This window comes from Nocardia sp. NPDC046473, from assembly GCF_040645995.1.
Classification (GTDB): Bacteria; Actinomycetota; Actinomycetes; order Mycobacteriales; family Mycobacteriaceae; genus Nocardia.
In genome coordinates this window covers 370382-392569 of record NZ_JBEYZJ010000006.1, presented here as the reverse complement: position 1 = coordinate 392569, position 22188 = coordinate 370382, and the positions used below count along the sequence as shown (strand labels likewise).

Annotated in this window: 22 protein-coding genes; 9 read left to right on the top strand and 13 right to left on the bottom strand. The window is 66.9% G+C overall.

Going from position 1 to position 22188, the window contains the following annotated elements; all coding sequences use genetic code 11:
* Positions 1 to 90 precede the first annotated feature (90 nt).
* Genes ABZ942_RS23335 through ABZ942_RS23325 form a run of 3 tightly spaced genes read right to left on the bottom strand, consistent with a single transcriptional unit; the run spans position 91 to position 3129 of the window.
* The gene (locus ABZ942_RS23335) at positions 91 to 999 is read right to left on the bottom strand and encodes a carbohydrate ABC transporter permease (RefSeq protein WP_357385255.1); all 909 of its coding nucleotides are present in this window, start codon (positions 997 to 999) and stop codon (positions 91 to 93) included.
* A complete protein-coding gene (locus ABZ942_RS23330; protein ID WP_357385253.1) occupies positions 996 to 1877 on the bottom strand; it encodes a sugar ABC transporter permease in 882 nt (293 codons plus the stop codon). The genes ABZ942_RS23335 and ABZ942_RS23330 overlap by 4 nt, the downstream gene beginning before the upstream one ends.
* Before the next feature lies 1 nt (position 1878).
* Positions 1879 to 3129 (bottom strand): extracellular solute-binding protein, encoded by a 1251-nt coding sequence (locus ABZ942_RS23325; protein ID WP_357385251.1) that lies wholly within the window; start codon positions 3127 to 3129, stop codon positions 1879 to 1881.
* A 158-nt stretch (positions 3130 to 3287) separates the two neighbouring features.
* Between ABZ942_RS23325 and ABZ942_RS23320 the strand changes: the two genes are divergently transcribed.
* The 5 genes from ABZ942_RS23320 to ABZ942_RS23300 all read left to right on the top strand — a co-directional run bounded on the left by ABZ942_RS23320 (position 3288) and on the right by ABZ942_RS23300 (position 8409).
* Positions 3288 to 4202: a sugar isomerase gene (locus tag ABZ942_RS23320; RefSeq protein WP_357385249.1), complete on the top strand. Its 915-nt coding sequence runs from the start codon at positions 3288 to 3290 to the stop codon at positions 4200 to 4202.
* A 79-nt stretch (positions 4203 to 4281) separates the two neighbouring features.
* Positions 4282 to 5343 carry an ROK family protein gene (locus ABZ942_RS23315; protein ID WP_357385248.1) on the top strand — a complete coding sequence of 354 codons (1062 nt, stop codon included), beginning with the start codon at positions 4282 to 4284 and terminating at the stop codon, positions 5341 to 5343.
* A gap of 88 nt (positions 5344 to 5431) precedes the next feature.
* The gene (locus ABZ942_RS23310; protein ID WP_357385246.1) at positions 5432 to 6586 is read left to right on the top strand and encodes an amidohydrolase family protein; all 1155 of its coding nucleotides are present in this window, start codon (positions 5432 to 5434) and stop codon (positions 6584 to 6586) included.
* Positions 6583 to 7536 (top strand): hexose kinase, encoded by a 954-nt coding sequence (locus tag ABZ942_RS23305; protein ID WP_357385244.1) that lies wholly within the window; start codon positions 6583 to 6585, stop codon positions 7534 to 7536. Before ABZ942_RS23310 ends, ABZ942_RS23305 begins: the two co-directional genes overlap by 4 nt.
* A gap of 45 nt (positions 7537 to 7581) precedes the next feature.
* Positions 7582 to 8409: a class II fructose-bisphosphate aldolase gene (locus ABZ942_RS23300; RefSeq protein ID WP_357385242.1), complete on the top strand. Its 828-nt coding sequence runs from the start codon at positions 7582 to 7584 to the stop codon at positions 8407 to 8409.
* A gap of 490 nt (positions 8410 to 8899) precedes the next feature.
* Here the strand turns inward: ABZ942_RS23300 and ABZ942_RS23295 are convergent, their stop codons facing one another.
* Positions 8900 to 9094, bottom strand: a complete 195-nt coding sequence (locus ABZ942_RS23295; RefSeq protein WP_357385240.1) for a DUF397 domain-containing protein — start codon at positions 9092 to 9094, stop codon at positions 8900 to 8902.
* Positions 9091 to 9969 carry a helix-turn-helix transcriptional regulator gene (locus ABZ942_RS23290; protein WP_357385238.1) on the bottom strand — a complete coding sequence of 293 codons (879 nt, stop codon included), beginning with the start codon at positions 9967 to 9969 and terminating at the stop codon, positions 9091 to 9093. The genes ABZ942_RS23295 and ABZ942_RS23290 overlap by 4 nt, the downstream gene beginning before the upstream one ends.
* A gap of 142 nt (positions 9970 to 10111) precedes the next feature.
* Between ABZ942_RS23290 and ABZ942_RS23285 the strand changes: the two genes are divergently transcribed.
* Both ABZ942_RS23285 and ABZ942_RS23280 read left to right on the top strand, forming a co-directional pair.
* Positions 10112 to 10414 carry a hypothetical protein gene (locus ABZ942_RS23285; protein WP_357385236.1) on the top strand — a complete coding sequence of 101 codons (303 nt, stop codon included), beginning with the start codon at positions 10112 to 10114 and terminating at the stop codon, positions 10412 to 10414.
* 75 nt (positions 10415 to 10489) lie between these two features.
* Positions 10490 to 10936 carry a DUF4254 domain-containing protein gene (locus tag ABZ942_RS23280; RefSeq protein WP_357385234.1) on the top strand — a complete coding sequence of 149 codons (447 nt, stop codon included), beginning with the start codon at positions 10490 to 10492 and terminating at the stop codon, positions 10934 to 10936.
* Here the strand turns inward: ABZ942_RS23280 and ABZ942_RS23275 are convergent.
* The 6 genes from ABZ942_RS23275 to ABZ942_RS23250 all read right to left on the bottom strand — a co-directional run bounded on the left by ABZ942_RS23275 (position 10933) and on the right by ABZ942_RS23250 (position 16221).
* Positions 10933 to 11247 (bottom strand): DUF3349 domain-containing protein, encoded by a 315-nt coding sequence (locus ABZ942_RS23275; protein ID WP_357385232.1) that lies wholly within the window; start codon positions 11245 to 11247, stop codon positions 10933 to 10935. The two genes, ABZ942_RS23280 and ABZ942_RS23275, sit on opposite strands and share 4 nt — an antisense overlap.
* A gap of 16 nt (positions 11248 to 11263) precedes the next feature.
* Positions 11264 to 11599: a DUF3349 domain-containing protein gene (locus ABZ942_RS23270; protein WP_357385230.1), complete on the bottom strand. Its 336-nt coding sequence runs from the start codon at positions 11597 to 11599 to the stop codon at positions 11264 to 11266.
* 10 nt (positions 11600 to 11609) lie between these two features.
* Positions 11610 to 11894, bottom strand: a complete 285-nt coding sequence (locus ABZ942_RS23265) for a hypothetical protein (RefSeq protein WP_357385228.1) — start codon at positions 11892 to 11894, stop codon at positions 11610 to 11612.
* A gap of 11 nt (positions 11895 to 11905) precedes the next feature.
* On the bottom strand, positions 11906 to 13171 hold the full coding sequence (locus tag ABZ942_RS23260) for an inorganic phosphate transporter (RefSeq protein WP_357385226.1): 1266 nt from the start codon (positions 13169 to 13171) through the stop codon (positions 11906 to 11908).
* Positions 13172 to 13284: 113 nt separating this feature from the next.
* Positions 13285 to 14520 carry a lipase family protein gene (locus ABZ942_RS23255; protein WP_357385876.1) on the bottom strand — a complete coding sequence of 412 codons (1236 nt, stop codon included), beginning with the start codon at positions 14518 to 14520 and terminating at the stop codon, positions 13285 to 13287.
* 189 nt (positions 14521 to 14709) lie between these two features.
* Positions 14710 to 16221 (bottom strand): ATP-dependent DNA ligase, encoded by a 1512-nt coding sequence (locus ABZ942_RS23250; protein ID WP_357385224.1) that lies wholly within the window; start codon positions 16219 to 16221, stop codon positions 14710 to 14712.
* A 93-nt stretch (positions 16222 to 16314) separates the two neighbouring features.
* Here ABZ942_RS23250 and ramB point away from each other — a divergent pair, with 93 nt between their 5' ends.
* Complete coding sequence (gene ramB, locus ABZ942_RS23245; RefSeq protein ID WP_357385222.1) at positions 16315 to 17721, top strand: acetate metabolism transcriptional regulator RamB; 1407 nt, start codon at positions 16315 to 16317, stop codon at positions 17719 to 17721.
* Positions 17722 to 17794: 73 nt separating this feature from the next.
* Here the strand turns inward: ramB and ABZ942_RS23240 are convergent, their stop codons facing one another.
* The gene (locus ABZ942_RS23240) at positions 17795 to 19030 is read right to left on the bottom strand and encodes an MFS transporter (RefSeq protein WP_357385220.1); all 1236 of its coding nucleotides are present in this window, start codon (positions 19028 to 19030) and stop codon (positions 17795 to 17797) included.
* Between the two features lie 75 nt (positions 19031 to 19105).
* Between ABZ942_RS23240 and ABZ942_RS23235 the strand changes: the two genes are divergently transcribed.
* The gene (locus tag ABZ942_RS23235; protein ID WP_357385218.1) at positions 19106 to 19948 is read left to right on the top strand and encodes a TetR/AcrR family transcriptional regulator; all 843 of its coding nucleotides are present in this window, start codon (positions 19106 to 19108) and stop codon (positions 19946 to 19948) included.
* Between the two features lie 90 nt (positions 19949 to 20038).
* Here the strand turns inward: ABZ942_RS23235 and ABZ942_RS23230 are convergent, their stop codons facing one another.
* Positions 20039 to 21865, bottom strand: a complete 1827-nt coding sequence (locus ABZ942_RS23230; RefSeq protein WP_357385217.1) for an acyl-CoA dehydrogenase — start codon at positions 21863 to 21865, stop codon at positions 20039 to 20041.
* Positions 21866 to 22188 lie beyond the last annotated feature (323 nt).

The following is a 22188-nucleotide window of genomic DNA, read 5'->3' as shown; positions in this document are numbered from 1 at the left end:
ATAACCGGCGAGAAGTCCAGACCCAGACAGTGTGCCGGTTCACAACGCGCAACTCGGCGGGTGGTGTGGCACACCACCCGCCGGGTCGGCTTACTTGACGCTGCCCGCGGTAAGACCCGCGACGAGGCGCTTCTCGATGAAGGCGAACAGGATCACGACCGGGATGATACCGACCGTGGATATAGCGAAAACGTATTGCCACGAGGTGTCGTACTGGCCGATGAACTTGGTCAGCGCCACCGACAGCGGCTGGTTCTCCGGGGTGGTCAGCACCACCAGGCTGGCGGCGAACTCGTTCCAGCAGGAGACCACGACGAAGATCGTCGCGGTGACGATGCCCGGCCACACCAGCGGCAGGCTCACCCGGACCAGGATCTGCCAGCGACTCAGCCCGTCCAGCATCGCGGCCTCCTCGATCTCCACCGGAATGGAGGCGAAGAAGCTGTGCAGGATCCACACCGCGAACGACAGGTTGAACGCCGCGTTCACCAGGATCATCGCCAGCCAGGTGTCGTTGATGCCGAGCGCGAAGAACTCCCGGATCAGACCGGTCACCAGCACGGTCGGCTGCAACATCTGGGTGATGAGCACCAGGCCGAGGAACACCGCGCGACCCGGAAACTTGTGCCGCGCAGTATAATACGCGGCCGGGATGGCGACGAGCAGCACCAGCACCGTGGCACACACCGAAATGATCACCGTGCTCGCCAGATTGAACGGCAGCGGCGTTTCCGGGGTGTCCCACATGGTGGCGTAGTTGTCCGGATGCCACGCCTCGGGCAGGTATGTCGGTGGGATGCGCAGGATTTCGGCACGGCTCTTCAGCGACCCGAGCACCATCACGATGAACGGCAGCAGGAACAGCGCGGCCAGCACGACGCCGACCGCGGTCAGTTCCCACCGACGCCGTTTCGTGCGCGCACCCGGACGCTCGGCCGAGTCACCGGCATCCACTGCGCCGGTGACCTTCTCGATGTGCGCGATATCCGCCGCGGTCATCCGTCGACCTCCTGAGTCGGCCGGATCACCTTCACATAGATCGCGATGATGACGATGATCAGCACGAAGTTCAGCACGCTCATCGCCGCGGCCGTATCGACCTGCTGATTCTGCCGAATGAGCTTGAACATCAACGTGGTTGTGGTGTCGGCCTGGAAACCCGCGATGCTGCCGGTGATCACCTGCAGAATCGGCAACGAGTTGAACGAGTTGATGATGTTGATGATCGTCGCCACCGCGATGGCCGGCCGCAGCTGCGGCAGCGTGAGGAAGCGGTAGCGCTGCCACGAACTCGCGCCGTCGACCCGGCCCGCCTCACCGATCTCGGCCGGAATCGATTGCAGCCCGGCCAGAATCGTGTAGGTGGTGAACGGGATCGAGACGAACACCGCGACCCCGATCGCCACCAGGAACGCGGGCGTCGGCTGCTTGGTGAAGCCGTAACCCCGGTCCAGCAGGCCGATATCGACCAGGAAGCGGTTGGCGATGCCGACGTCGGGATCGAGCATGTAGTAGAAGATCGTCGTCGTCATCACGACCGAGGCCGCCCACGGCACCAGGATCGCCATCCGCACCGCGGTGCGGCCGGGGAAATCCTTGTTGAGGAACTGGGCGAGCGCCGCCGACAACACCAGGGTGATCAGCACCACGGCGACAACCCAGATCACCGTGTGTGCCAGAACGGATCCCAGCTCGGAAATCCCGAACAGGGTGCGGAAGTTCGCCAGACCCGCCGAGCCTCGGTCTTGACCGTAGGCGTTCAGATCCCGGGTACTCGTCCACACCATGTAGCAGGCGGGAAAGGCGACGATAGCCGCGATCAAGACCAGCGCGGGCCCGATCCACGGTATCGCCGCCAGAGTTCCTTTCCGTCGCACGCTATTTCGCGGCTTCCTGAATGCGCTGCAAGACCTGGGCCGGGTCGGTGCCCTGGGCGATGGTGCCGATCTGCTGCCGGATAGCGCCTTGCGCCGCAGCCCATTTCGGGTTGTTGCTCGGGTAGAACTGGGCCACCGCGAGGGTCGAACCGAACGCCTTGGTCACCGGGTCCGAGGCCAGCTTGGTGGCCGCGGTGTTGGTGATCGGGATGAAGCCCTCGGTCGAGACGAACTTCGAGTAGACGTCGGCGCCGTAGAAGAAGTCGAGGAACTTCTTGATCGTCTCGGTCTTCTTGCCGTCCTTCTTGAACGCCATCAGGTGATCGGCCACGCCGAGCGTCACCGGGGTGCCGGACTTGGTCGGCGTCGGCGCGGTCGCATACTTGAGGCCGGGGTTCTTCGCGGTGATCTGGCTGATGTTCGGGGGCAGGCCCTCGATCATGCCGATCTTGCCCTGGATGAACGCGTTGATGACGTCCTTGCGATCGGTCGCGCCCGGATTCGGCTGGGTGACACCGGCATCGGCGATCTCGCGCATCGCGCGCACGCCGTCGAGGTTCGCCGGGGTGTCGATGGTGAGCTTGTCACCCTCGGCCCACTGGCCGCCCGCGCCGAAGGTCCAGATGGAGGTCTCGCCCTGCGCTTCCTCGCTGCCGAGCGGCAGGCCGTAGCCGGAGACGCCGCCGCCGAGCGCCTGGATCTTCTTGGCGGTGTCGGTGAGCTCGGCCCAGGTCTTCGGCGGTGCGGTGACGCCCGCCTTGGCGAACAGGTCCGTGTTGTAGAACAGGGTGCGCGTCGAGGCGAACAGCGGCAGCGCGAACTGGGTGCCGTTCAGCGACGCGTTCTTCGCGAAGCCGGGCTGGATGTCCGAAAGCACCTGCGGGGAGACGACTTCCGAGGCCGGGTAGAGCTGGCCGTCACTGGCGAAGCTGGCGTAGGCATCGATGTTGAGGATGTCCGGGGTGGTCGACTTCGACTGCAGCTTGGTGCGCACCACGTCGTTGATCGAGTTCCAGGACTCGATCTGCAGGTTCACCTTGATGCCGGGGTTCTGCTTCTGGAAGTCCGCGATGATCCCGTCCCACAGCGCCTTCGTACCGTTGGCCCCGTCACTGTAGGCCGGGGCTAAGAAGTTGATCGTGGTGTCGGAGTCGGCGTTATCCTTCGAGCCGAACCCACAGGACGAGATCGCCAGCGCAAGGCCGGTGACCATCGCGACCCCCGCAAGCACGCCGTGGAGTGGTCTTTTCACGAGTAAAACCTTTCAAATTTGCACACCGGGCGCCACTGGACAGCCGATGATGGGATCGAACTGATCGACCGACTATCAACATAGACCCAAGCTTGATCATATGTGACTGATTCGCTCGTAAATTTGACATGAACGATCACCGGGCGGATTCTGTTGTTGTGCCGATCTCCGCCGAACCCACGCCCGTCACCCATCTGGCCAACGAGGTCGCCACCCAGCCTGACGACTGGGCGCGCGCCGAAACGATCGCTGCCGAACATCGCGACATCCTCCCCCACAAGGGCGAGCGAGTCGCCGTGATCGGTTGCGGCACTTCCCTGTTCATGTCCAAAGCGATCGCGGCGCTGCGCGAGGGCGCAGGGCACGGTCTGACCGATGCCTGGCCTGCCAGCGAGGTCCGCTCCAGCCGCGAATATGACCGTTACTTGGTGATCTGCCGGTCAGGCACGACCACCGAGGTGGTCAATGCCATGCGGGACATCCCAGCACACATTCCCCGCACCGTCATCTGCTCCAGTCCCGGCACCCCGGTGCTCGAGCTCGGCGACCCGATCCTGATCGATGAGGTCGACGAGGAATCGGTGGTGCAGACCCGCTTCGCCACCACCACACTGGCCATCCTGCGCTGGCACCTCGGCGAGGATCTCGCCCCGGTGATCGAGCAGGCCCGCAAGGTGCTCGCCGAGGATCCGGCGGTATCGCTCGCCGACGTCCGCCACGCCGAGGAGATCAGCTTCGTCGGCATGGGCTTCGCCGCCGCCATCGCCGAGGAATCCGGGCTGAAGCTGCGCGAATCCTGCCAGTCGTGGACCGAGTCCTACCTGGCCACCGAATACCGGCACGGCCCGGTCGCCATCTCGGCGCCCGGTCGCGCCGTCTGGGCCTTCGGCCCGCTGGTGCCGAACTTCGCCAGGGACATCGCCAGCACCGGTGCGCACTTCGAGCACCGCGACATCGACCCGATGGCCGATCTGCTCCGCGTACACCAGCTCTGCGTGCTGCGCGCGGCCGACCTCGGCCTGGACCCCGACCACCCGCGTGGGCTCAATCGCTCGGTCGTCCTCGACCAGTGATCGGACCGGCCCGGTGAAACTCGACCCAGCTTTAGCCGGCGCCGCACTGCGCGACGCGCCGGGAACTACTGTGCGAAGCATGGGAGTGGTGCCGGACCCGACGGCCGACAACGAAACGTCCTCGACCAGTGCCGCCCGGCCCACGGCCGAGACTGCCGGGTCGACCGCGGCACCCCGCGGCGGCACACCGACGCGTTCGGCTGCGGTACTCCCGCAGCCGGACGCGTTGTCCGCGGACGCGCTGGTGCTCGGCCTCGATGTCGGCGGGACGACCATCAAAGGTGAGATCACCGATGCGGCGGGCACCGTGCTCGCCGTCGGCACCATGCTGACACCGCAGGGCGACGCGGCGTTCGAGGCGATGGGGACGCTCGGCGATCAGCTGCTCGCCGAGCTGACCGAGGAGCAACGCAGCCGTGTCGGCCGGGCCGCCGTGGTGGTGCCCGGCATCGTCGACACCGTCCGATCGATCGCCGTGTTCAGCAGCAACATCGGCTGGCGAGACTTCAAGGTCGGCGACCGGTTCCTCGATCGCTGGGGAATCCCGGTATTACTCGAACACGATGTCGCCGTGGCGGGTTGGGCCGAATGGCGCGTCGGGGCCGGACGTGGTTACGACAACGTCTGCGTGGTCATCCTCGGCACCGGTATCTCCGGCACGCTGTCCGTCGGCGGACGCTTGGTGCGCAGCAGCTACGGCCAGGTGGGCGAATACGGGCACATCCCGGTTCGCGCGGACGGCCTGCCCTGCCCGTGCGGTAACACCGGTTGCGTCGAAACCGTCGCCTCCGGTGCATCGATCGCGCGCGCCTACACCCGCCGGACCGGACGTGAAATCAACGGCGCGGCAGAAGTATTCGCCGTGGTGGATACCGACACCGATGCCAAGGCCGTGCTCGCGGACGCCGTCGACGCGCTCGCCGACGGTCTGATCGGCATCGTGCACGCCGCCTGCCCCGAACTGATCATCCTCGGCGGCGGGCTGGCCGGCGCCGGCGCCGCGCTGACCGAGCCACTCCACCAAGCCATTTCCGATCGGCTTCGGCTGGTCCCGGCTCCGCATGTCGTGCTCGGTGAGTTCGGCGCACGCGCGGGTTTGACCGGGGCCGCGCTCTTCGCCAGGCAGGGCACCCTCGCATGATCGGCGCATTCAACCCCACCGCTCGGTTCGCGGCGGAAACCGTGCCGTCCCGGCGAGTGTCCCTGCTCGGTTGCGGAGAGGGCCTCGTATGGTGACCGAATTGGTCGTTCGCGGGCGGATCGTCTCGGCGACCGCTCAGTTGGATGACGGCGTTGTCACGGTCGTGGGTGATCGGATCGGTGGCGTGCTGCCGTTCGCGGAATGGGTTGCGGCGCATCCGGATTCGCCGGAGCCCGCTTTTGCGGGGACGCTGCTGCCCGGACTGGTGGACATCCACAATCACGGCGGGTTCGGGCATCGATTCGACACCGTCGACGCGGCGCAAGCGCGGGCGGCGGCGGAGTTTCATCATTCGCGCGGGTCCACGACGGTGGTTGCCAGCATTGTTACGGCGGCCGCGGCGGACATGGTCGCGCAGACCGCCACGTTGCGGGAGCTGGCGGCCGACGGGGTGCTCGGCGGGATTCATGCCGAGGGGCCGTTTCTGTCGGAGGCGCGGTGTGGGGCACAGGATCCGCGGTTTTTGCGGGATCCCGATCTCGAGCTGACCGATCAGCTGCTCGCCGCCGGGGGTGGTCACCTGCGGGTGATGACGCTGGCTCCGGAGCGATCCGGTTATGACGCTGTCGCGCAACGGCTCAGCGAGCACGGTGTGCTGGTTTCGCTGGGGCACAGTAACGCCGACTACGCCTCGTTCCTTGAAGCATTGCGGCCCACCGGGTTCGGTTCTCTCGTGACTCATCTGGCGAACGGCATGCCGCCGCTGCACCACCGTGCACCCGGGCCGGTCGGGGCGAGTCTGGTCGCCGCGGCGGGCGGGCAGGTGACGGTCGAGCTCATCGGGGACGGCGTGCATGTCGACCCAGGTTTCGCCGCGCTGGTCTTCGCGACCGCGCCCGGTCGGGTCGCCTTGATCACCGATGCCATGCAGGCGGCCGGGTTGTCGGACGGCGAGTATCAGCTCGGTCCGCAGTCGGTCACGGTGCGGCAAGGAGTCGCCAGGATCGCGAACGGTTCGATCGCGGGCGGTGTCAGCACGCTGCTCGACGGCGTGGCCCGCGCGGTGCGCGAGTCGGGTGTGGCGATGGTGGATGCGGTGCGCGCGGCGACGTCGACCCCGGCGGCGGCCCTCGGGCTGCCCGACGTCGGTGACCTGCGAACGAGCTACTTAGCCGACCTACTGATCGTTGACGAGGGCCTGCGGTTGCGCCGGGTGCTCAGGCGAGGACAGTGGTTACCGTGATCCTCACCGTGACGATGAATCCCGCCTACGACATGACCTACCGCGTCGAGCACTTCGAACGAGGCCAGGCACATCGGGTCCGCTCGGTCGAGCAGCGCATCGGCGGCAAGGGCATCAACGTCACGCGGGTGTTGAATCAGCTCGGCAAGTACGCCAGGGCGACGGGTTTCGCCGACCACGCCTTCGCGGCCGCCGCCGAGCTGGAGATGCCGGTCGACTTCGTGCACGCGCTGCCCTGGGTGCGGCGCACGGTGGTGATCAGCGAATCCGAGGACGGCACCGCGACCGCCCTGTGGGAGCCCGGCGCGCGCGTCTCCAACCCGCACGCCGCCGAACAACTCGCGGTCCGGGTCGCGGGCATGCTGCCCGACGTCGACGGCCTCGTCATCTCCGGGTCGCTGCCCGGCGGCATCGCGACCACCCTGCCCGCCGAGATCGCCCGCACCGCGATCGCCGCCGACGTGCCGACCATCTGCGACGTCGACGGCGAGGCCCTGCGCCTGGCCGCGCAGATCCCCGGCATCATCCTGATGCCCAACGGCGACGAACTGCACCATCTCACCGGCATCAAGCCCGCCACCGCCGAGGAAGTCGTCATCGCCGCGTACCCCCTCATCGAGAGCGGGGTCCGCGCCGTCATCGCCACGCGTGGCGCCGACGGCATGGTCGCCGTCACCGCCGACGGCGCCTGGTACGCCACCCTCCCCGAGCCGTTGGCCGGAAACCCCACCGGCGCAGGCGATTCCGCCACCGCCGCGGTAATCGCCGCCCTCACCGAGGACCAGGTCCCCGACTGGCCCGCCATCCTCACCGACGCCGTCGCCACCTCCGCCGCCGCCGTGGTAATCCCCGTAGCAGGCGAGATCGACCGCAGCCTGCGCACCCGCATAGCCCCCACCGTCCGAGTCGCCCGACTCGACCTACCCACCCGCCAAGATTCCACCCCGTGAACCTGCCGAGCAGGCGGGCGTGCTGAACCCTCAGGAGAGATACCGATGCCGCTGACGCCCGTTTCCGACTTGATCACTGCTGCGAGACCGGGTGGGCTCGGGGCGTTCAATGTGATCACCTTGGAGCATGCCGAGGCTATCGCGGCGGCGGCGGAGTCGGCGAAACGGCCTGTCGTGCTGCAGCTTTCGGAGAACACCGCGAGTTACCACGGCAGCCTCGCCCCGCTGACCCTCGCCTGCCTGCGCATCGCGGCGGACAGCAGCGCCGACATCGCAGTACACCTCGATCACGCGACGACTCCCGAATTGGTCCGCGCCGCAGTCGATCTCGGCATTCGCTCGGTCATGTACGACGGCTCGACCCTCGACTACGCCGCCAACGTCGCCAGCACCGCCGACATCACCCGCTGGTGCCACGACCGAGGCGTGCACGTCGAGGCCGAACTCGGCGAGGTAGGCGGCAAGGACGGCGCCCACGCGCCCGGTGTCCGCACCGACCCCGACGAGGCCGTCGAATTCGTCGCGACCACCGGCGTAGACGCCCTGGCCGTGGCCGTCGGCTCCGCACACGCCATGCACACCCGCACCGCCACCCTCGACAACGACCTCATCACGCACCTCGCCGCCAAGGTCCCGGTCCCCCTGGTCCTGCACGGCTCCTCCGGCGTCCCCGACGAGGGCCTCCGAGCCGCCGTCGACCACGGCATCACCAAGGTCAACATCGCCACCCGCCTCAACGTCCTGATGACCGAGTCCATCCGCACCACCCTCGCCACCACCCCCACCCTCTCCGACCCCCGCAAATACCTGACCCCCGCCCGAGCAGCAATCCAAGCCGAGGTAGCACACTTCCTCCACCTGCTCGCCGACTGAACAAAAGAGGCGGTCGGCGGCGCCAGGAGTAACGCCGCCGACCGCGGGAAAGGGTGAACCGGGGCAGCCGATCCACCAAGGCCAACACCCCCACTCTCCCTCCCCCACCTGAGCCCCACCCCCTACCCCACCTGAGAGTCCCCTAGGAACCTCACGTCCCCGATACCACCTGTGGATAGCGAGATTTCCTATCGCCCGCCTCGACCTGGGCTGGCGCACTTGGCAAGTCGGTGTCGAATACGACGGCGCCAACGTCTGACCAGCGGGACCCTCTCGGCATTTCGCCGCCCCACTCGACAGACCAAAGTATGCGGGCCGGCGGCGCGGGCGAGGGACCAACGCCGCCGGCCGGCGGAGTGGTGAGCCGGGCAGTGCCCACCAGGCGAACTATCGGAGCACTAGGGCGATTCCGACCACCTCACCATGCGCGCCCCACCTCCAGACTCCCCCCAGCCCAGCTGAGAATCGGCTGGGAACGAATGTGGATTCGTCACAGGGTGGAGAGGAAGGCGGACCAATCGCTGTTGCTGAACGCCAGGATTGGTCGGATGGCCGGTGTGCCTTGATACTTGCTGTCGCGCACCAGGACTCGGGCGCCGTCGAATCTGACCTCTACGCAGGATTGGTTCGCGGACGAGTAGGAAGATTTGAACCAGCCGTCGGCGGCAGAATCCACGGTGCTCACAGCGACGATTCTAGTTGTGCCGCAGCTTCTTCGATCCGAGCGAGCGACGCATCTCGATCGAGGGCGAGGTCCATCGCGTGGTCGTGCATGAACCGCAGGTCTCTGACTCTTGCCTCCTTCCGCTCGAGGTCGTCGATCAGCAGTTCGCCGAAGACGGTCGACTCGTACCAGGCGATGGTCGGCAGGTGGGTACTCGCGAAATCGAGCAAGTGAAATGTCGCGCCGCCCAAGATATTCGAGGATGCGAACGGGATGACACGAACGTCCACATTGTCAGGATGCGATCGAACAACATCCGCCAAATGACGCAGCTGCCGATGCAGCACGCCGGGGCCACCGAACTGCTGTACCAGCGCAGCCTCGCCGATCACGGCCACCAGCCGAACTCGGTCCGCGCCGTCCAGACGTTCCTGCCGACGCAATCGAATCGCGACCCGCTGCTCGATCTCGATAGCGGGGATGGTCACCGCTGCGGACACCATCAGCGCACGGATGTATTCCTCGCCCTGGAGCAGCCCCGGCATGAAGACACCTTCGTAAGTCCGGACGGCTTCCGCACCCCATTCCAGCCCGTAGTACCGGAGCAACGCATCGCCGAACAGCACGGCATTGCGCGACCACCAACCACGTCTCTTCGCGGCCTCCCGCAATTGCTGTAGCTCGTCTCGCTCCGCCTCGTCCAGCTCGAGAACCTCCAGGAGCTGGTCGAGCTTGCCTTCGGGCAACAGATTGCGCTCGTTCTCGATGTGCGACCAGTAAGCGGGCGACACATCGAGAGCCTTCGTGATCGACGCCGCGCCGATGCCGAGCTCGAGCCGCCGCTGCCGCAGGCGTCGAGCCAGCTCCCAGCGCGCAACCGCAGGTGACAAGGCCATGCCGCGCATCGTACAACCCACTCTTCGGAAACCTAGTGCGTAGTTTGACTCGTATACTTTACAAATCTACAGTCAGGCGCGTCACACATCACATGCGGGATCTCGCTCGGCGGGCTCGCATGGTGGGAGCGAGGGGGTTCGCGTGTCTGTGCATGTTGTTGGTAGGGCCTGGATGGTCAGTGATCGGACGACGCATCAGGCTCGGCGGGTCAGTGATGATGCCTGGGTGGTGTCGTATCTGCGGGGTCGGTTGTTGACCACCGAGCAGGCTACGGCGGCCATTCAAGTGGCGGAAGGGGTTTCGTACATGGATGAGTTGGCGCGGCGGATGGGACTTACCGCGCTGGAAGCGATCAGATTGGCGGTTATCGAAAAGCCTTGGGATACAACTACGCCCAAACGACTTCGGCTGCTGCCCCGGCAAGGCGGGCGGCAGCACCGCTGAATGCGTGGCGGGTTGCCCGCGATTCGATCCATATCTGTTGTCCAGTAACAGCATTCGCATCAGGGGGTTACATCTATGGAACCACTTCCTGCCAAGGCTTTGATTCTCGAAGCCTGCCGGGCCGCTCCGGTCATCGGACATCCGGTGCTGGAATCCGCCCATCTGCTAGCCGGATTGCATGAGCGGCGGGCGCGCATCGAGCTCGGTGCGACCAGTGACATCGACGCGCATCGGGCCCGGCTGGTGCTCGCGATCGATCGGTGGATCGCCACCGAAGTACCGCCGCCGAGCGGCGGCGCGCACATGCATACCGAGACCGTCGGCATGGTGGTCGACCGGATCGCCCAGTTCTCCGTCAGCGCCCACGAAACCCTGTTCAGCGCACCGGAATGGGCGGTCCACATCGCCTGGGAACGCCTCGCCGAACTCGCCCTCGGCTACCACGACCTGGCCTTCGAAGTCTCCGCGGGCCTGCGCCGCCTCCCTTACCTCGGCGGCCCGCGAACCTCCAGTCCCCGTTAGCCGGGTGGTGTCGCCTCTCCGGCCGACGACCCGTCTTGCGGCCAGGCGTGCGCCTCCAAACGGGTTTGGACGCGCAAAACGTCTGCCTCCGAGGGCATCTCGTTGGTGATCTTGGTGATCATCACCTGGATGTCGGTCTTGTCGGCGGGGAGGTCGCCGGAACCCGCTAGTTCGGCGGCGATCTGGCGGACCTCGTCGTCGGAGAGGCGGCGGCGCAGCAGGGCGAGCAGCGGGATGTAGTCGGATTCCGGGACACCGTCCGGGTATCCGGCCCGCAGCCAGTCGATGATGGCGTTCAGAAAGGGGGGCATCGGCGACTGCGTGCGCTCAGTCGACGTCGGGTGGCGGGGTGGCGAGCGGCCAGCCGCCCGCAGCCAAGTGGGAGGCCACCCGAACCACGTCGACCTCGGCGGGCTGCTCCTTCGCGACCCGCGCGATGGCGTCCTCGATCTCGGCGCGGGTAATCTCGCTGTCCGGGTTCGACGCCGCCAACTCCTCGGCGATCGCGACTACCTCGAATTCGGTGAGGTGCCGGTGCAGTACCGCGAACAGCGCCACGTAATCGGAGGTCGGGATGCCTTGCGGGTAGCCCGCACGCAGCCAGCCGATGATCCGGCCCAGCACCCTCGGCCTGAGCTCTGCGGGTTTCGCTTGATCGGTCACGTCTCGCCCTTCAGGCCTGTCCGAACAGGTGGATGCCGAACTTCGCGGCAATGAAAGCCTTAGCGGTATAAAGGATTCCGGTGACGATCGCGGCGATGATCAGCCCGAAGCACACCACCGCGACGGCCAGAGCCGGGTAATTGCGTTGCGCGACACGGCCGTCCGCGGTGACCGCGGCACCGGTCGACCAGAACCGCACCCCGACCGCGAACACCAGCGGCAGCCCGGCCCCGAGGATCAGGCCGGCCAGCATGACCTTCCACAGCGCGTTCAGGTTCGTGATGAGTGTATGCACGTCTACTCCTCCTAAACCTGCGCCGACCGGGTCGACGTGCCCGGCTCCGCGATCGTGGCCGACGTGCCGGATTCTGCACCATTTTCACCGGCCGCGCCGGTCAGCTCAGCAGCAGCGACCGGATCGGTCGGGCCGCCCGGCGTGTCATCCGGCCAGTCGTTGACGTTGCTGGTGTCGACCGGATTCTCGCGCGACCGCACATACATCAGCCCGGACAACCCCAGCAGGATCGCGAACACCACCAGCACACCCGGCAGTCCGCCGATGTAGTGCGCGATGGCCCAGCACGCCGCACCGGCCAGCCCGGCCAGCGGCAACGTGAGCAGCCAAGCGACCACCATGCGGCCCATCACGCCCCAGCGCACCTCGGCGCCCTTACCGATCCCGGTGCCGAGGATGGAACCGGTCGCGGTCTGCGTGGTCGACAGCGGCAGCCCGAAGTGGGCGGAGCTGAGAATGATGGCGGCCGAGGCGGTTTCGGCCGCGAGGCCCTGCGGGGATTCGATCTCCACCAGGCCCTTGCCGAGCGTCCGGATGATGCGCCAGCCGCCGAGGTAGGTCCCCGCCGCGATGGCGATCGCACACGCGGCCATCACCCATATCGGCATCTCGGCGTTCTTGGTGAGTGTGCCGTGCGCGACCAGGGCCAGGAAGATGACGCCCATGGTCTTCTGCGCGTCGTTGGTGCCGTGCGCCAGCGAGACCAGCGAGGCCGAGCCGATCTGACCCCAGCGAAAGCCCGTCTCCACCTTCTCGGGATCGGACTTCTCGGTGATCCGATAGACCAGCCAGGTGCCGAGGGCCGACACCAGCGCCGCGACGATCGGCGCGAGCACGGCGGGCAGAATGATCTTGGTGAGCACCCCGTCCGAGCCGGCGGCCCAGATCACGCCGCTCCAGCCGAGCGCGGCGAGGGTGGCGCCGATCAGGCCGCCGAAGAGTGCGTGCGAGGAGCTAGACGGCAGGCCGAACAGCCACGTAAGCAAGTTCCAGAGAATGCCACCGACCAGACCGGCGAACACGATGATCAGCAGGTCATGGCCCTGGACGGCATCGAGTCGGACGATGCCCTTGGCCACGGTGGCGGCAACCGCCACGGAGAGAAATGCGCCGACCAGATTCAGCACCGCCGATAACGCCACCGCGACCCGAGGCCGCAGCGCGCCGGTGGCGATGGAGGTCGCCATGGCGTTCGCGGTGTCGTGGAAGCCGTTGGTGAAATCGAATGCGAGTGCTGTGACGATGACGATCAGAAGAACCAGTAATTCGACGGTCACGTGTCCAGTGTGCGGCACAGGTCAATAGGATTGCCAGGTGGTTGCGGTTCACCGCGCGTCGCCCATGCGTTAAGTTGGATCCTGTCCTCTATCGGCCTGGATCCCGTCGTCTATCAGCCGAATCGGGTGCAACCCGCATTCACTGGCTTACCAGCAAATCGATCTTCGATCCACGCGTACGCGCCCGGAATACCGCTGGTGCTGACGATGAAGTGTTCACCGAGATATACCTGGAAATCCACCTGAGTTCCGCCCCGGCACCAGTCCTGATAGAGGTGCTCGGCACCGGCCAGCGGCACCCACCATTCGTTCAGGCCGTGATACAGGAAAACGGGGATGGTCGGCGGCATCGCGCCGAGCCGATTCTCCGCCAGAATCTGCCGAATGAACGGCAGCTCGGTCGGCGCGGGCACATCGGTGAGCGCCTCTACCGGAATGGGCGCGACGATCCCGGCGGTCTCCTCGTGGGCCTCACAGAAGTCCTTGCCCACCCGAGCGAGGCGCCAGCCGTTGTCGTTCATCAGGCCGAGCATCTCCGGGTACTCGCGCGCCAGCCCCAGGGTCGCTGCGAGGAAGATGCCGGAGGCCAAGTCCCTGCCGTTCATGGTGTGTATCAGCATCTCGAAGTCGGCGGGCACGCCGCCGAACGCGACGCCGACCAGATTCAGCTCCGGCGCGTACTTCGGCGCCAGCTGCGCGGCCCACGCCGAGGCGATCGCGCCGCCGGAGTAACCGGTGATCGCGGTAGGCGCCTCGGGCTGCAGGCCGAGTTCCGGGGTGCGCGTCGCGGCCCTGATCGAGTCGAGCACCGCGTGCCCGGCCATCAGGCCCGCCGCATACGCCTGACGTGGCCCCTGGTGATCGGGCACCAATACCGCGAAACCCTTGGACAGCGGGAGCTGCGCCATCCACAACTTGCTCGACACCATGCGTAGCTCATAGGACGGCGCGCACTGGTTGCCGAGGGAGTCGATCGCCGGATTCAAGGTCACCAGCGGACGTGGTCCCTGGCCGGTCCATGGCGTCGCGGGCATCAGCAGGGTGGCGACCACCGGGACGGGCCTGCCCTTCGCATCGGTCGACCGGAGCAGTAGTTCGGTCGAGATCAGCGGGACACCCGTGACGCCGGTGCCACCGGGACGAGACGCGAGAACCGTTCCCGGAGCCAGGGTTTCGAAGCCGACCGGCGGGTTGTAGAAGGGATCGCCGAGCGGCGTCGGCATGGCGTCGGCGATATCGCGGGGCGGAAACAGCAGGTCATCGATCGGATTCGCGTGCGCGATGGTGCCAAGCACCGCGCTGACCGCCAGGACCGCGGCCAGCGCGATCACGCGAAGCCGCCACACCACAGAACTCAACGTCTTCCCCGATCCCGAAGCAGCATCCTGCCGAACCCACTGCAGTCCGGCCCGCCCCCGAACCCCTGAGGAGCCCTTCTTTGCAGTGGCAGAGCCATCTTCGCACCGCAGGCAGCCAAACCGCTCGACATCGCCGAGACTCCCGCGAGTCGACGCGAGCGCTCCCGTTCGGCGAACGACTTATGGCAGCAGCGCGCGAACCGTGTCGATGGTGTCGGCTTCGGCAGGTTCTTTGTCGGGGCGATAGCGGACCACGCGAGCGAAGCGAAGGGCTACGCCGCCGGGATAGCGGGAGCTGACCTGCACTCCGTCGAGGGCGATCTCGACGACGAGTTCGGGCCACAGGTAGACGGTGTGCTCGTCGCGTTCACGTTCGTGACCCGGGAATTCGGCTGTCTGCCATTGCAGTAGGGCGTCGGTGAGGCCCTTGAAGGTTTTGCCGACCATGACCGGCTCGCCGGTTTCCGGGTCGCGCGCGCCGAGGTGCAGGTTCGACAGGTAGCCGGTGCGGCGGCCGTAGCCCCATTCGGCGCCGAGGACCAGCAGATCGAGGGTGTGCGTCGGCTTGATCTTCTGCCAGGCCCGGCCGCGCCTGCCCGCCGCGTAGGGCGCGGACAGCGACTTGATCATCACACCTTCATGGCCGGCTGCCAGTGCATCGTCGAAGTACTCGGCGGCCGCTTCTTCGTCGGGCCGGATCAGCGCGGGAATGCTATGCGCGGCAGCCACTTTCGTGAGCGCGGCGCGGCGCTCGGACAGCTGGGCGTCGAGCAGATCCGTGCCGTCCAGGTGTAGGCAGTCGAAGAAATACGGGTGCAGCAACAATTCTCGGGTGGAACTCACCTCGGCGAACCGGCTCATCGTCTCCTGAAAAGGACGTGGCCGTCCGGCATCGGTGAGCGCCAGGGTTTCCCCGTCCAGCACCACGCTGGCGCAATCGAGCCCGGCGACCAATTCGACCAGTTCCGGCACACTCGCGGTGATGTCGCGCAGCGTCCTGGTGAACACCCACACCCGTGCGCCATCGCGATGCACCTGGATCCGCGCGCCGTCCATCTTGATCTCGACACTCACGTCGCCGTCGAACTCGGTCAGCGCGCCGTCCAGCGTCGCGCCGGGCGAGGCGAGCATCGGCTGGATCGGCCGGCCCACCTCGAGCCGGAACTCGCCGAGCGCCTCGACACCGCCGGTCAGCGCGGCAATCGCGGTTACCGGCAGCTGACCGGACAGCATGTAGGCCCGGCGCACCAGGTCGACCGGCACGCCCGCGGCCACCGCGACGGCCTCGCTGACGATCGCGGTGAGCGCCCCTTGGCGCAGCTCACCGGTCAGCAGGCGCAGCAGGAACGCCTGCTCGGCCGCGGTCGCGGCGGTCCACAGCGCGATGAGCAAGGCCTTGCGCCGCGCCGCCGATCCGGCGCCGGCGGTCGCGGCCAACTCGGTGAGCGCGGCATCGACCGCCGAAACCGTCAGTGTCGCAACGGCTGCCGGGGTAGTGTCCACTGCGGTGAGGGTGCGCCACCCGGTGCCGATCCGCCCCTGCCGGAGCTCGCCGGAGGCCCAGGCGACCACCGGCGCGAGTTCGTCCGGCGCGGCGGTGGTCAACAGCTCGGCGAAGGTGGCGATCTTCGTCTTGCGTGACCTGGTCGCGCGGACCGTCTCCGAAGCCTGGACGACATGCGAGAACAACACCCGTCGACGGTAACGCCTGCCTGTGACATATAGCTCAGCACTGCTGCTAATTCTCCCTTGGCAGGGTTGCGAAAACGCCCATAAACTGGACACATGGCCAAGACTTACGTCGGGGCGCGGCTTCGTCAGCTGCGGACCGAACGGGGGCTGAGCCAGGTCTCACTCGCCCAGAAGCTGGAGATCTCGGCGAGCTACCTCAATCAGATCGAACACGACGTGCGCCCGCTCACCGTTCCGGTGCTGTTGCGGATCAGCGAGGTGTTCGGGGTCGACGCGACCTTCTTCTCCTCCCAGGACGACACCAGGCTCATCGCCGAACTCCAAGAGGTCGTGATGGACCAGGAGCTGGGCATCGAGGCCGACACCCAGGAGATCGCGGACATGGTGTCCGCGCATCCGAGCATGGCGCGCGCGCTGGTCAACATGCACAACCGCTACCGCAACACCTCCGCCCAGCTGGCCGCCGCCACCGAGGACCGGTTCGCCGACGGCTCGGGTAGCGCGGCGATCAGCAAGCCGCACGAGGAGGTGCGCGACTTCTTCTACCAGCGGCAGAACTACATCCACGAATTGGACACCGCCGCAGAGGAACTCACCGCGCGCATCCGATTCCACGGCGGCGACGTGAACAGCGAGGTCGCCCGGATCCTGCGCGCGCACGATGTGCGGATCGTCGAACGGATCGACCTCGGCGAGGGCGTGCTGCACCGCTACGACGAGGACACGCAACGGCTGGAGATCGCGCCGCATCTGTCCGGCGGCCAGCGCACGTTCAAGCTCGCCGCCGAGCTCGCCTACTTCGAATGCGGCGACCTGCTCGAAAAGCTGGTCGAGGAGGGCAATTTCGCTTCCGAGGACACCCGCAAGCTGGCGATGCTCGGGCTGGCGAACTACTTCGCGGCGGCAACCGTGTTGCCCTACACGCACTTTCACGAGGTCGCCGAGGACTTCCGGTACGACATCGAGCGGCTCTCGGCGTTCTTCACGCAGAGTTACGAGACCATCTGCCACCGGCTTTCGACGCTGCAACGGCCCAAGCTGCGCGGCGTCCCGTTCTCGTTCGTCCGGGTGGACCGGGCGGGCAATATGTCGAAACGCCAGTCCGCCACCGGTTTCCACTTCTCCGCCAGCGGTGGCACCTGCCCGCTGTGGAATGTCTACGAGACCTTCGCCTACCCGGGCAAGATCATGACGCAGATCGCGCAGATGCCCGACGGCCGCAAATACCTGTGGGTGGCCCGCACGGTCGAACGCCGCGCCACCCGTTACGGCCAGCCGAGTAAGACCTTCGCCATCGGCCTCGGCTGCGAACTACGGCACGCGGGCCGGGTGATCTACGCCGACGGCATCGATCTCGACGAAGTCCAGCCCACCCCCATCGGCGCGGGCTGCCGTGTCTGCGAACGCCTCAATTGCCCGCAGCGCGCCTTCCCGCCGCTGGGCAAGGTCCTCGACATCAGCGAACACCGCAGCTCGGTCTCGCCGTACGTGCTGAAGTAGTCAGCTGCCGACGACAAAAGCCGACAACGCTGAATCGCATTGTCGGCCTTCGTGTCCGGGGTGTGCCGTCGGGTCACGCGACGGCAAGCGCCCGACGTTGGATGCGCAGACCGACCAGGGTCATGGCCAGAGCGATGACCAACAGGGTGGCCAGGGTCCAGGCCAGAGCCGAGAAGCCGTGGGGAGCAGCGGCTGCCGCGACCAGCGGGCCCACCGTGGCACCCACATAGAAGCTGAACATCGCGACCGACATTGCGGCGGCACGAGATTCGCCGCCGAGCTCGCCGGCACTCTGCAGCACGGCGGGGCCGATGACGCCGAGGCCGCCGACGAGCACGGCGAGCAGGATGGTCAGGACGGCCAGGTGCGAGCCCTCGAAAGTGGCTGCCACCATGGCGGCCGCCGCGACCAGGACGCCGAGCATGATCTGGTAGTGCTTGGTGAGCCGGGCCAGCGGGATCGCCAGCAGCGGCAGCGCCACCATCACCGGCAGGGCGCCGGCCCGCAGGGCGAGCAGTTCGCCGGAACCCTTGACCACGCCGGTGAGTTCGAGACCGGTGTAGACGCCGACCATCACCGCCATGCTCATCGAGCCCGCGACCAGCATCGGCAGCAACGGGCGGATGCGCAGCACCGCGGGGATCGCGGCGTAGCTGTGCCGCAGCGGAAGATCGCGCCCGGTCGGGGCGTCGTCGAGCATCACCCGGCGCAGCAGGACCGCGAGGGCCACGAAGACGACGGCGGAACCGATGAACATGGTGCGCCACGGGAACGAGGCGACCACCGCCTGCGAGACGATCTGCGCGATCACCGTCGCGGCCAGGAACGAGGTGGCCACCGACATGGTCGCCACGGCACGGTGCGCGGGCGTGATCCGGGTGGCGACGTAGGCCATGATCGCGGGCGGAATGGACCCGACGACGAGGCCCTGCACGATCCGCAGCCCGACCGCGATCGGCGCGCTGAACGCCAGGCCGGTCAACAGGGTAACCACCGCGGCCACGACCATGCCGGTCATCAGCACCCGGCGGTGTCCATAGCGATCCGACAGCGGGCCGAACAGCACGAAGCCGCCCGCATAGCCGAAGGCGAACGCGCTGATGATCCAGGTCATCACGCCAGAGCCGACGTTCCAGTCCGCTTTCATGGCCGTGAACAGGGGAATCGGGATGTACATCTGGCCGGTCGCGAGCAGCGCGGACAGCACGAAAACGGGCACGGTGCGCGCGGTGTGTGCACGCGGAGATGCGCTCAGGGTGGGCGCGGCGGCCGGAGTACCGGTCGTGAGCGGAAGGGTCGGCGTTGCCATGAGGACGACATTAGGACTGCGACAGATCGGTTGTCAACCAAATAGTTGGTTTAATGAGATGGTAAAATCGCGGCCATGACGGCCACCATCAAGCGCAGCGACGCGACCAAACAGGCGCTACTGCGTGCCGCGCGAGACGAATTCGCCGAATACGGCCTGGCAGGCGCGCGGGTCGATCGCATCGCCGAGGCGGCCGGGGTGAACAAGGAGCGCATCTACGGCCTGTTCGGCAGCAAGGACAAGCTGTTCGACGTCATCCTGATCGACACCATGCGCGAGTTCATGGACGTGGTCCAACCCTTGACCGAGACCGATCCCGGCCGGTATGTCGGCAAGCTGTTCGACTACCACAACAACCACCCGCAACTGCTGCGGCTGCTGCTGTGGGAGGGCCTGCATCGCGGGGTCGACGCGCACGACATCGACGGCTGGCGCGCGCAGCACTACGAGCAGAAATTCGACAGGGCCATCGAACAATTCGGCGTCGACGCGCAGTACGCCGGACGCTTGCTACTCGCCCTGTGCGGCATGTCCAACTGGAGCCTCGCCGTGCCGCAGACCACCCGGCTGCTGCTCGGCAACGCCGCCGAGGACAAGGACGCGACGCGCGAGTTCATGCAGGAATTCGCCAAGGCGGCGATGCGCAATCTCCCGCCCGCGATGAAGGCGGACGCGGCGGCAGCAGCACCGGAAACCGCTCCGGTCAACACCTTGACCACTCAGGTCGACCCACCCACCAGGGTCGATCGAGCAGCCGAACGCCTCCGCGAAGCCCAGGCGGCCGCCGATGCGGCCCGCGACGAACTCGCCGCGGCCCTGCGCGACGCCCACGCCGCAGGCACCAGCGCCAACCAGCTCGCCCGCGATGTCTCGGGCACGCTGTCCCGTCCCGTCGTACTCAAACTGCTCGCCGACTGACTCCCCCGGGCCCCCTCGCATCGACCGACGGCGCCCTTCACTCGGTCTGGTCGAGTGACGGGCGCCTTCGGTCGGATTGTGGTGCGGGTGTCAGAAGGCCGCTTCGTCCAGCTTCATGATGTCGTTGTCGATCGCGGCGATGATCGCGGTATTCGCGGTCAGCTCCGGCAGCACGTTCTTCGCGAAGAAGCTTGCCGCAGCGACCTTTCCGGCATAGAAGGGCCGATCCTTGGCCGGCGCTTCGGCCGCCAGCGCGGCGGCCGCGATCTCGGCCTGCACCAGCAACCGCCAGCCGATGAGCAGGTCGCCGACCGAGAGCAGGAAGCGCACCGAGCCGAGGCCGACCTTGTACAGCTCGGCCGGATCCTGCTGACCCGCCATCAGGTACCCGGTCAGCGTGGCCGCCATCGCCTGCACATCGCCCAAAGCCGTACGCAGCAGCTCGCGTTCGGTCTCGAACCGGCCGCTCTTGGTGTCCAGGAACGCGGCGATCTGCCCGGTGACGTGCCCGATCGCCACCCCCTTGTCCCGAATGATCTTGCGGAAGAAGAAGTCCTGCGCCTGGATGGCGGTGGTGCCCTCGTAGAGCGAGTCGATCTTCGCGTCGCGGATGTACTGCTCGATCGGATAGTCCTGTAGGTAGCCCGAACCACCAAGCGTCTGTAGCGATTCGGTCAGGTACTGGTAGGCCCGCTCGGAACCGACGCCCTTGACGATCGGCAGCAGCAAATCGTCGACCCGGTGCGCCAATTCGGCGTCCGCGCCCGAAACCAGCTGCGCCACATCGGCGTTCTGATGCGCGGCGGTGTACAGGTACACCGCACGCATGCCCTCGGCGTACGCCTTCTGCATGGCCAGGCTGCGCCGCACATCGGGGTGCCGGGTGATCGGCACCCGCGGTGCGGCCTTGTCGGTCATCTGGGTCAGATCGGCGCCCTGCACCCGCTCCTTGGCGTAGGCGAGCGCGTTCAGGTACCCGGTGGACAGCGTGCCGGTGGACTTGATGCCGACCACCATGCGCGCGTTCTCGATCACCTGGAACATCTGCGCGATGCCGTTGTGCACGTCGCCGACCAGCCAACCGACCGCGGGTACGTCGCCGCCGAAGGTGAGCTCACAGGTGGGCGAGGACTTCAGGCCCATCTTGTGCTCGAGATTGGTCGCGAACACGCCGTTGCGGGCGCCGAGCTCCAGCGTCTCGGCATCGAACAGGAACTTCGGCACGTAGAACAGCGACAGCCCCTTGGTGCCGGGGCCAGCGCCCTCGGGGCGGGCGAGCACCAGGTGGAACATGTTTTCCGCGGTGTCGCCGACGTCGCCGCCGGAGATGAAGCGCTTGATGCCCTCGATGTGCCAGGTGCCGTCGGGCTGCTCGACCGCCTTGGTGCGGCCTGCGCCGACATCGGAGCCCGCGTCCGGCTCGGTCAGCACCATGGTGCCCTGCCAGCCGCGTTCGTAGCCCTGGGTGGCCCAGTGCCGCTGCTGTTCGTTGCCGACGTTGTAGAGCACCGCGGCCATCACCGGGCCCATGTTGAAGAAGCTCGCCGCCGGGTTGGCGCACATGATCAGCTCCTGGACGGCCCACACCACCGCGGCGGGCGCGGGCGTGCCGCCCATCCCCTCCGGCAGCCCGAGCCTGCTCCAGTCGGCGTCGTGCACGGCCGTGATGGTCTTGCGCAGCGCGTCCGGCACCGTGACGGAGTAGTTGGCCGGATCGTATGCCACCGGATCGCGATCGGCGGGTGCGAAGGACTCCGCGATCGGCCCCTCGGCCAGCCGCTTCACCTCGGCCAGGATCTCGCGCACGGTGTCGGAGTCGAGATCGCCGTAGGCGCCCGTGTCGAGCAGCTTGTCCAGCCCGAATACCTCGAACAGATTGAACTCGATGTCCCGCACGTTCGCCTTGTAGTGACCCACGACGGTCCTCCCAGGTTTCGGCTGTTTTGACGATGTACAAACGCAGCCTGCCGTACCGCGGTCACGCTACGCAACCGTAGGCTGCACGCCACCTCACACAGGTTCACCAGACGGTAACCGCAAACGTTCACACGGCCGAAACACAGGCAACGGACTCGTCACCGAGAGATATTCCGGCGCAACAACTTCTGTCTAACGTTCGCACCACGAATACACCGCCTGTATACATCCCGGTCGACAGCTCTGACCGGGGCAAAGGCGGAGGTATTCGCCGCGGTGCACGTCGCGCCGCCGAACTACCTGATGAAGTAAGAAGGGTCCCG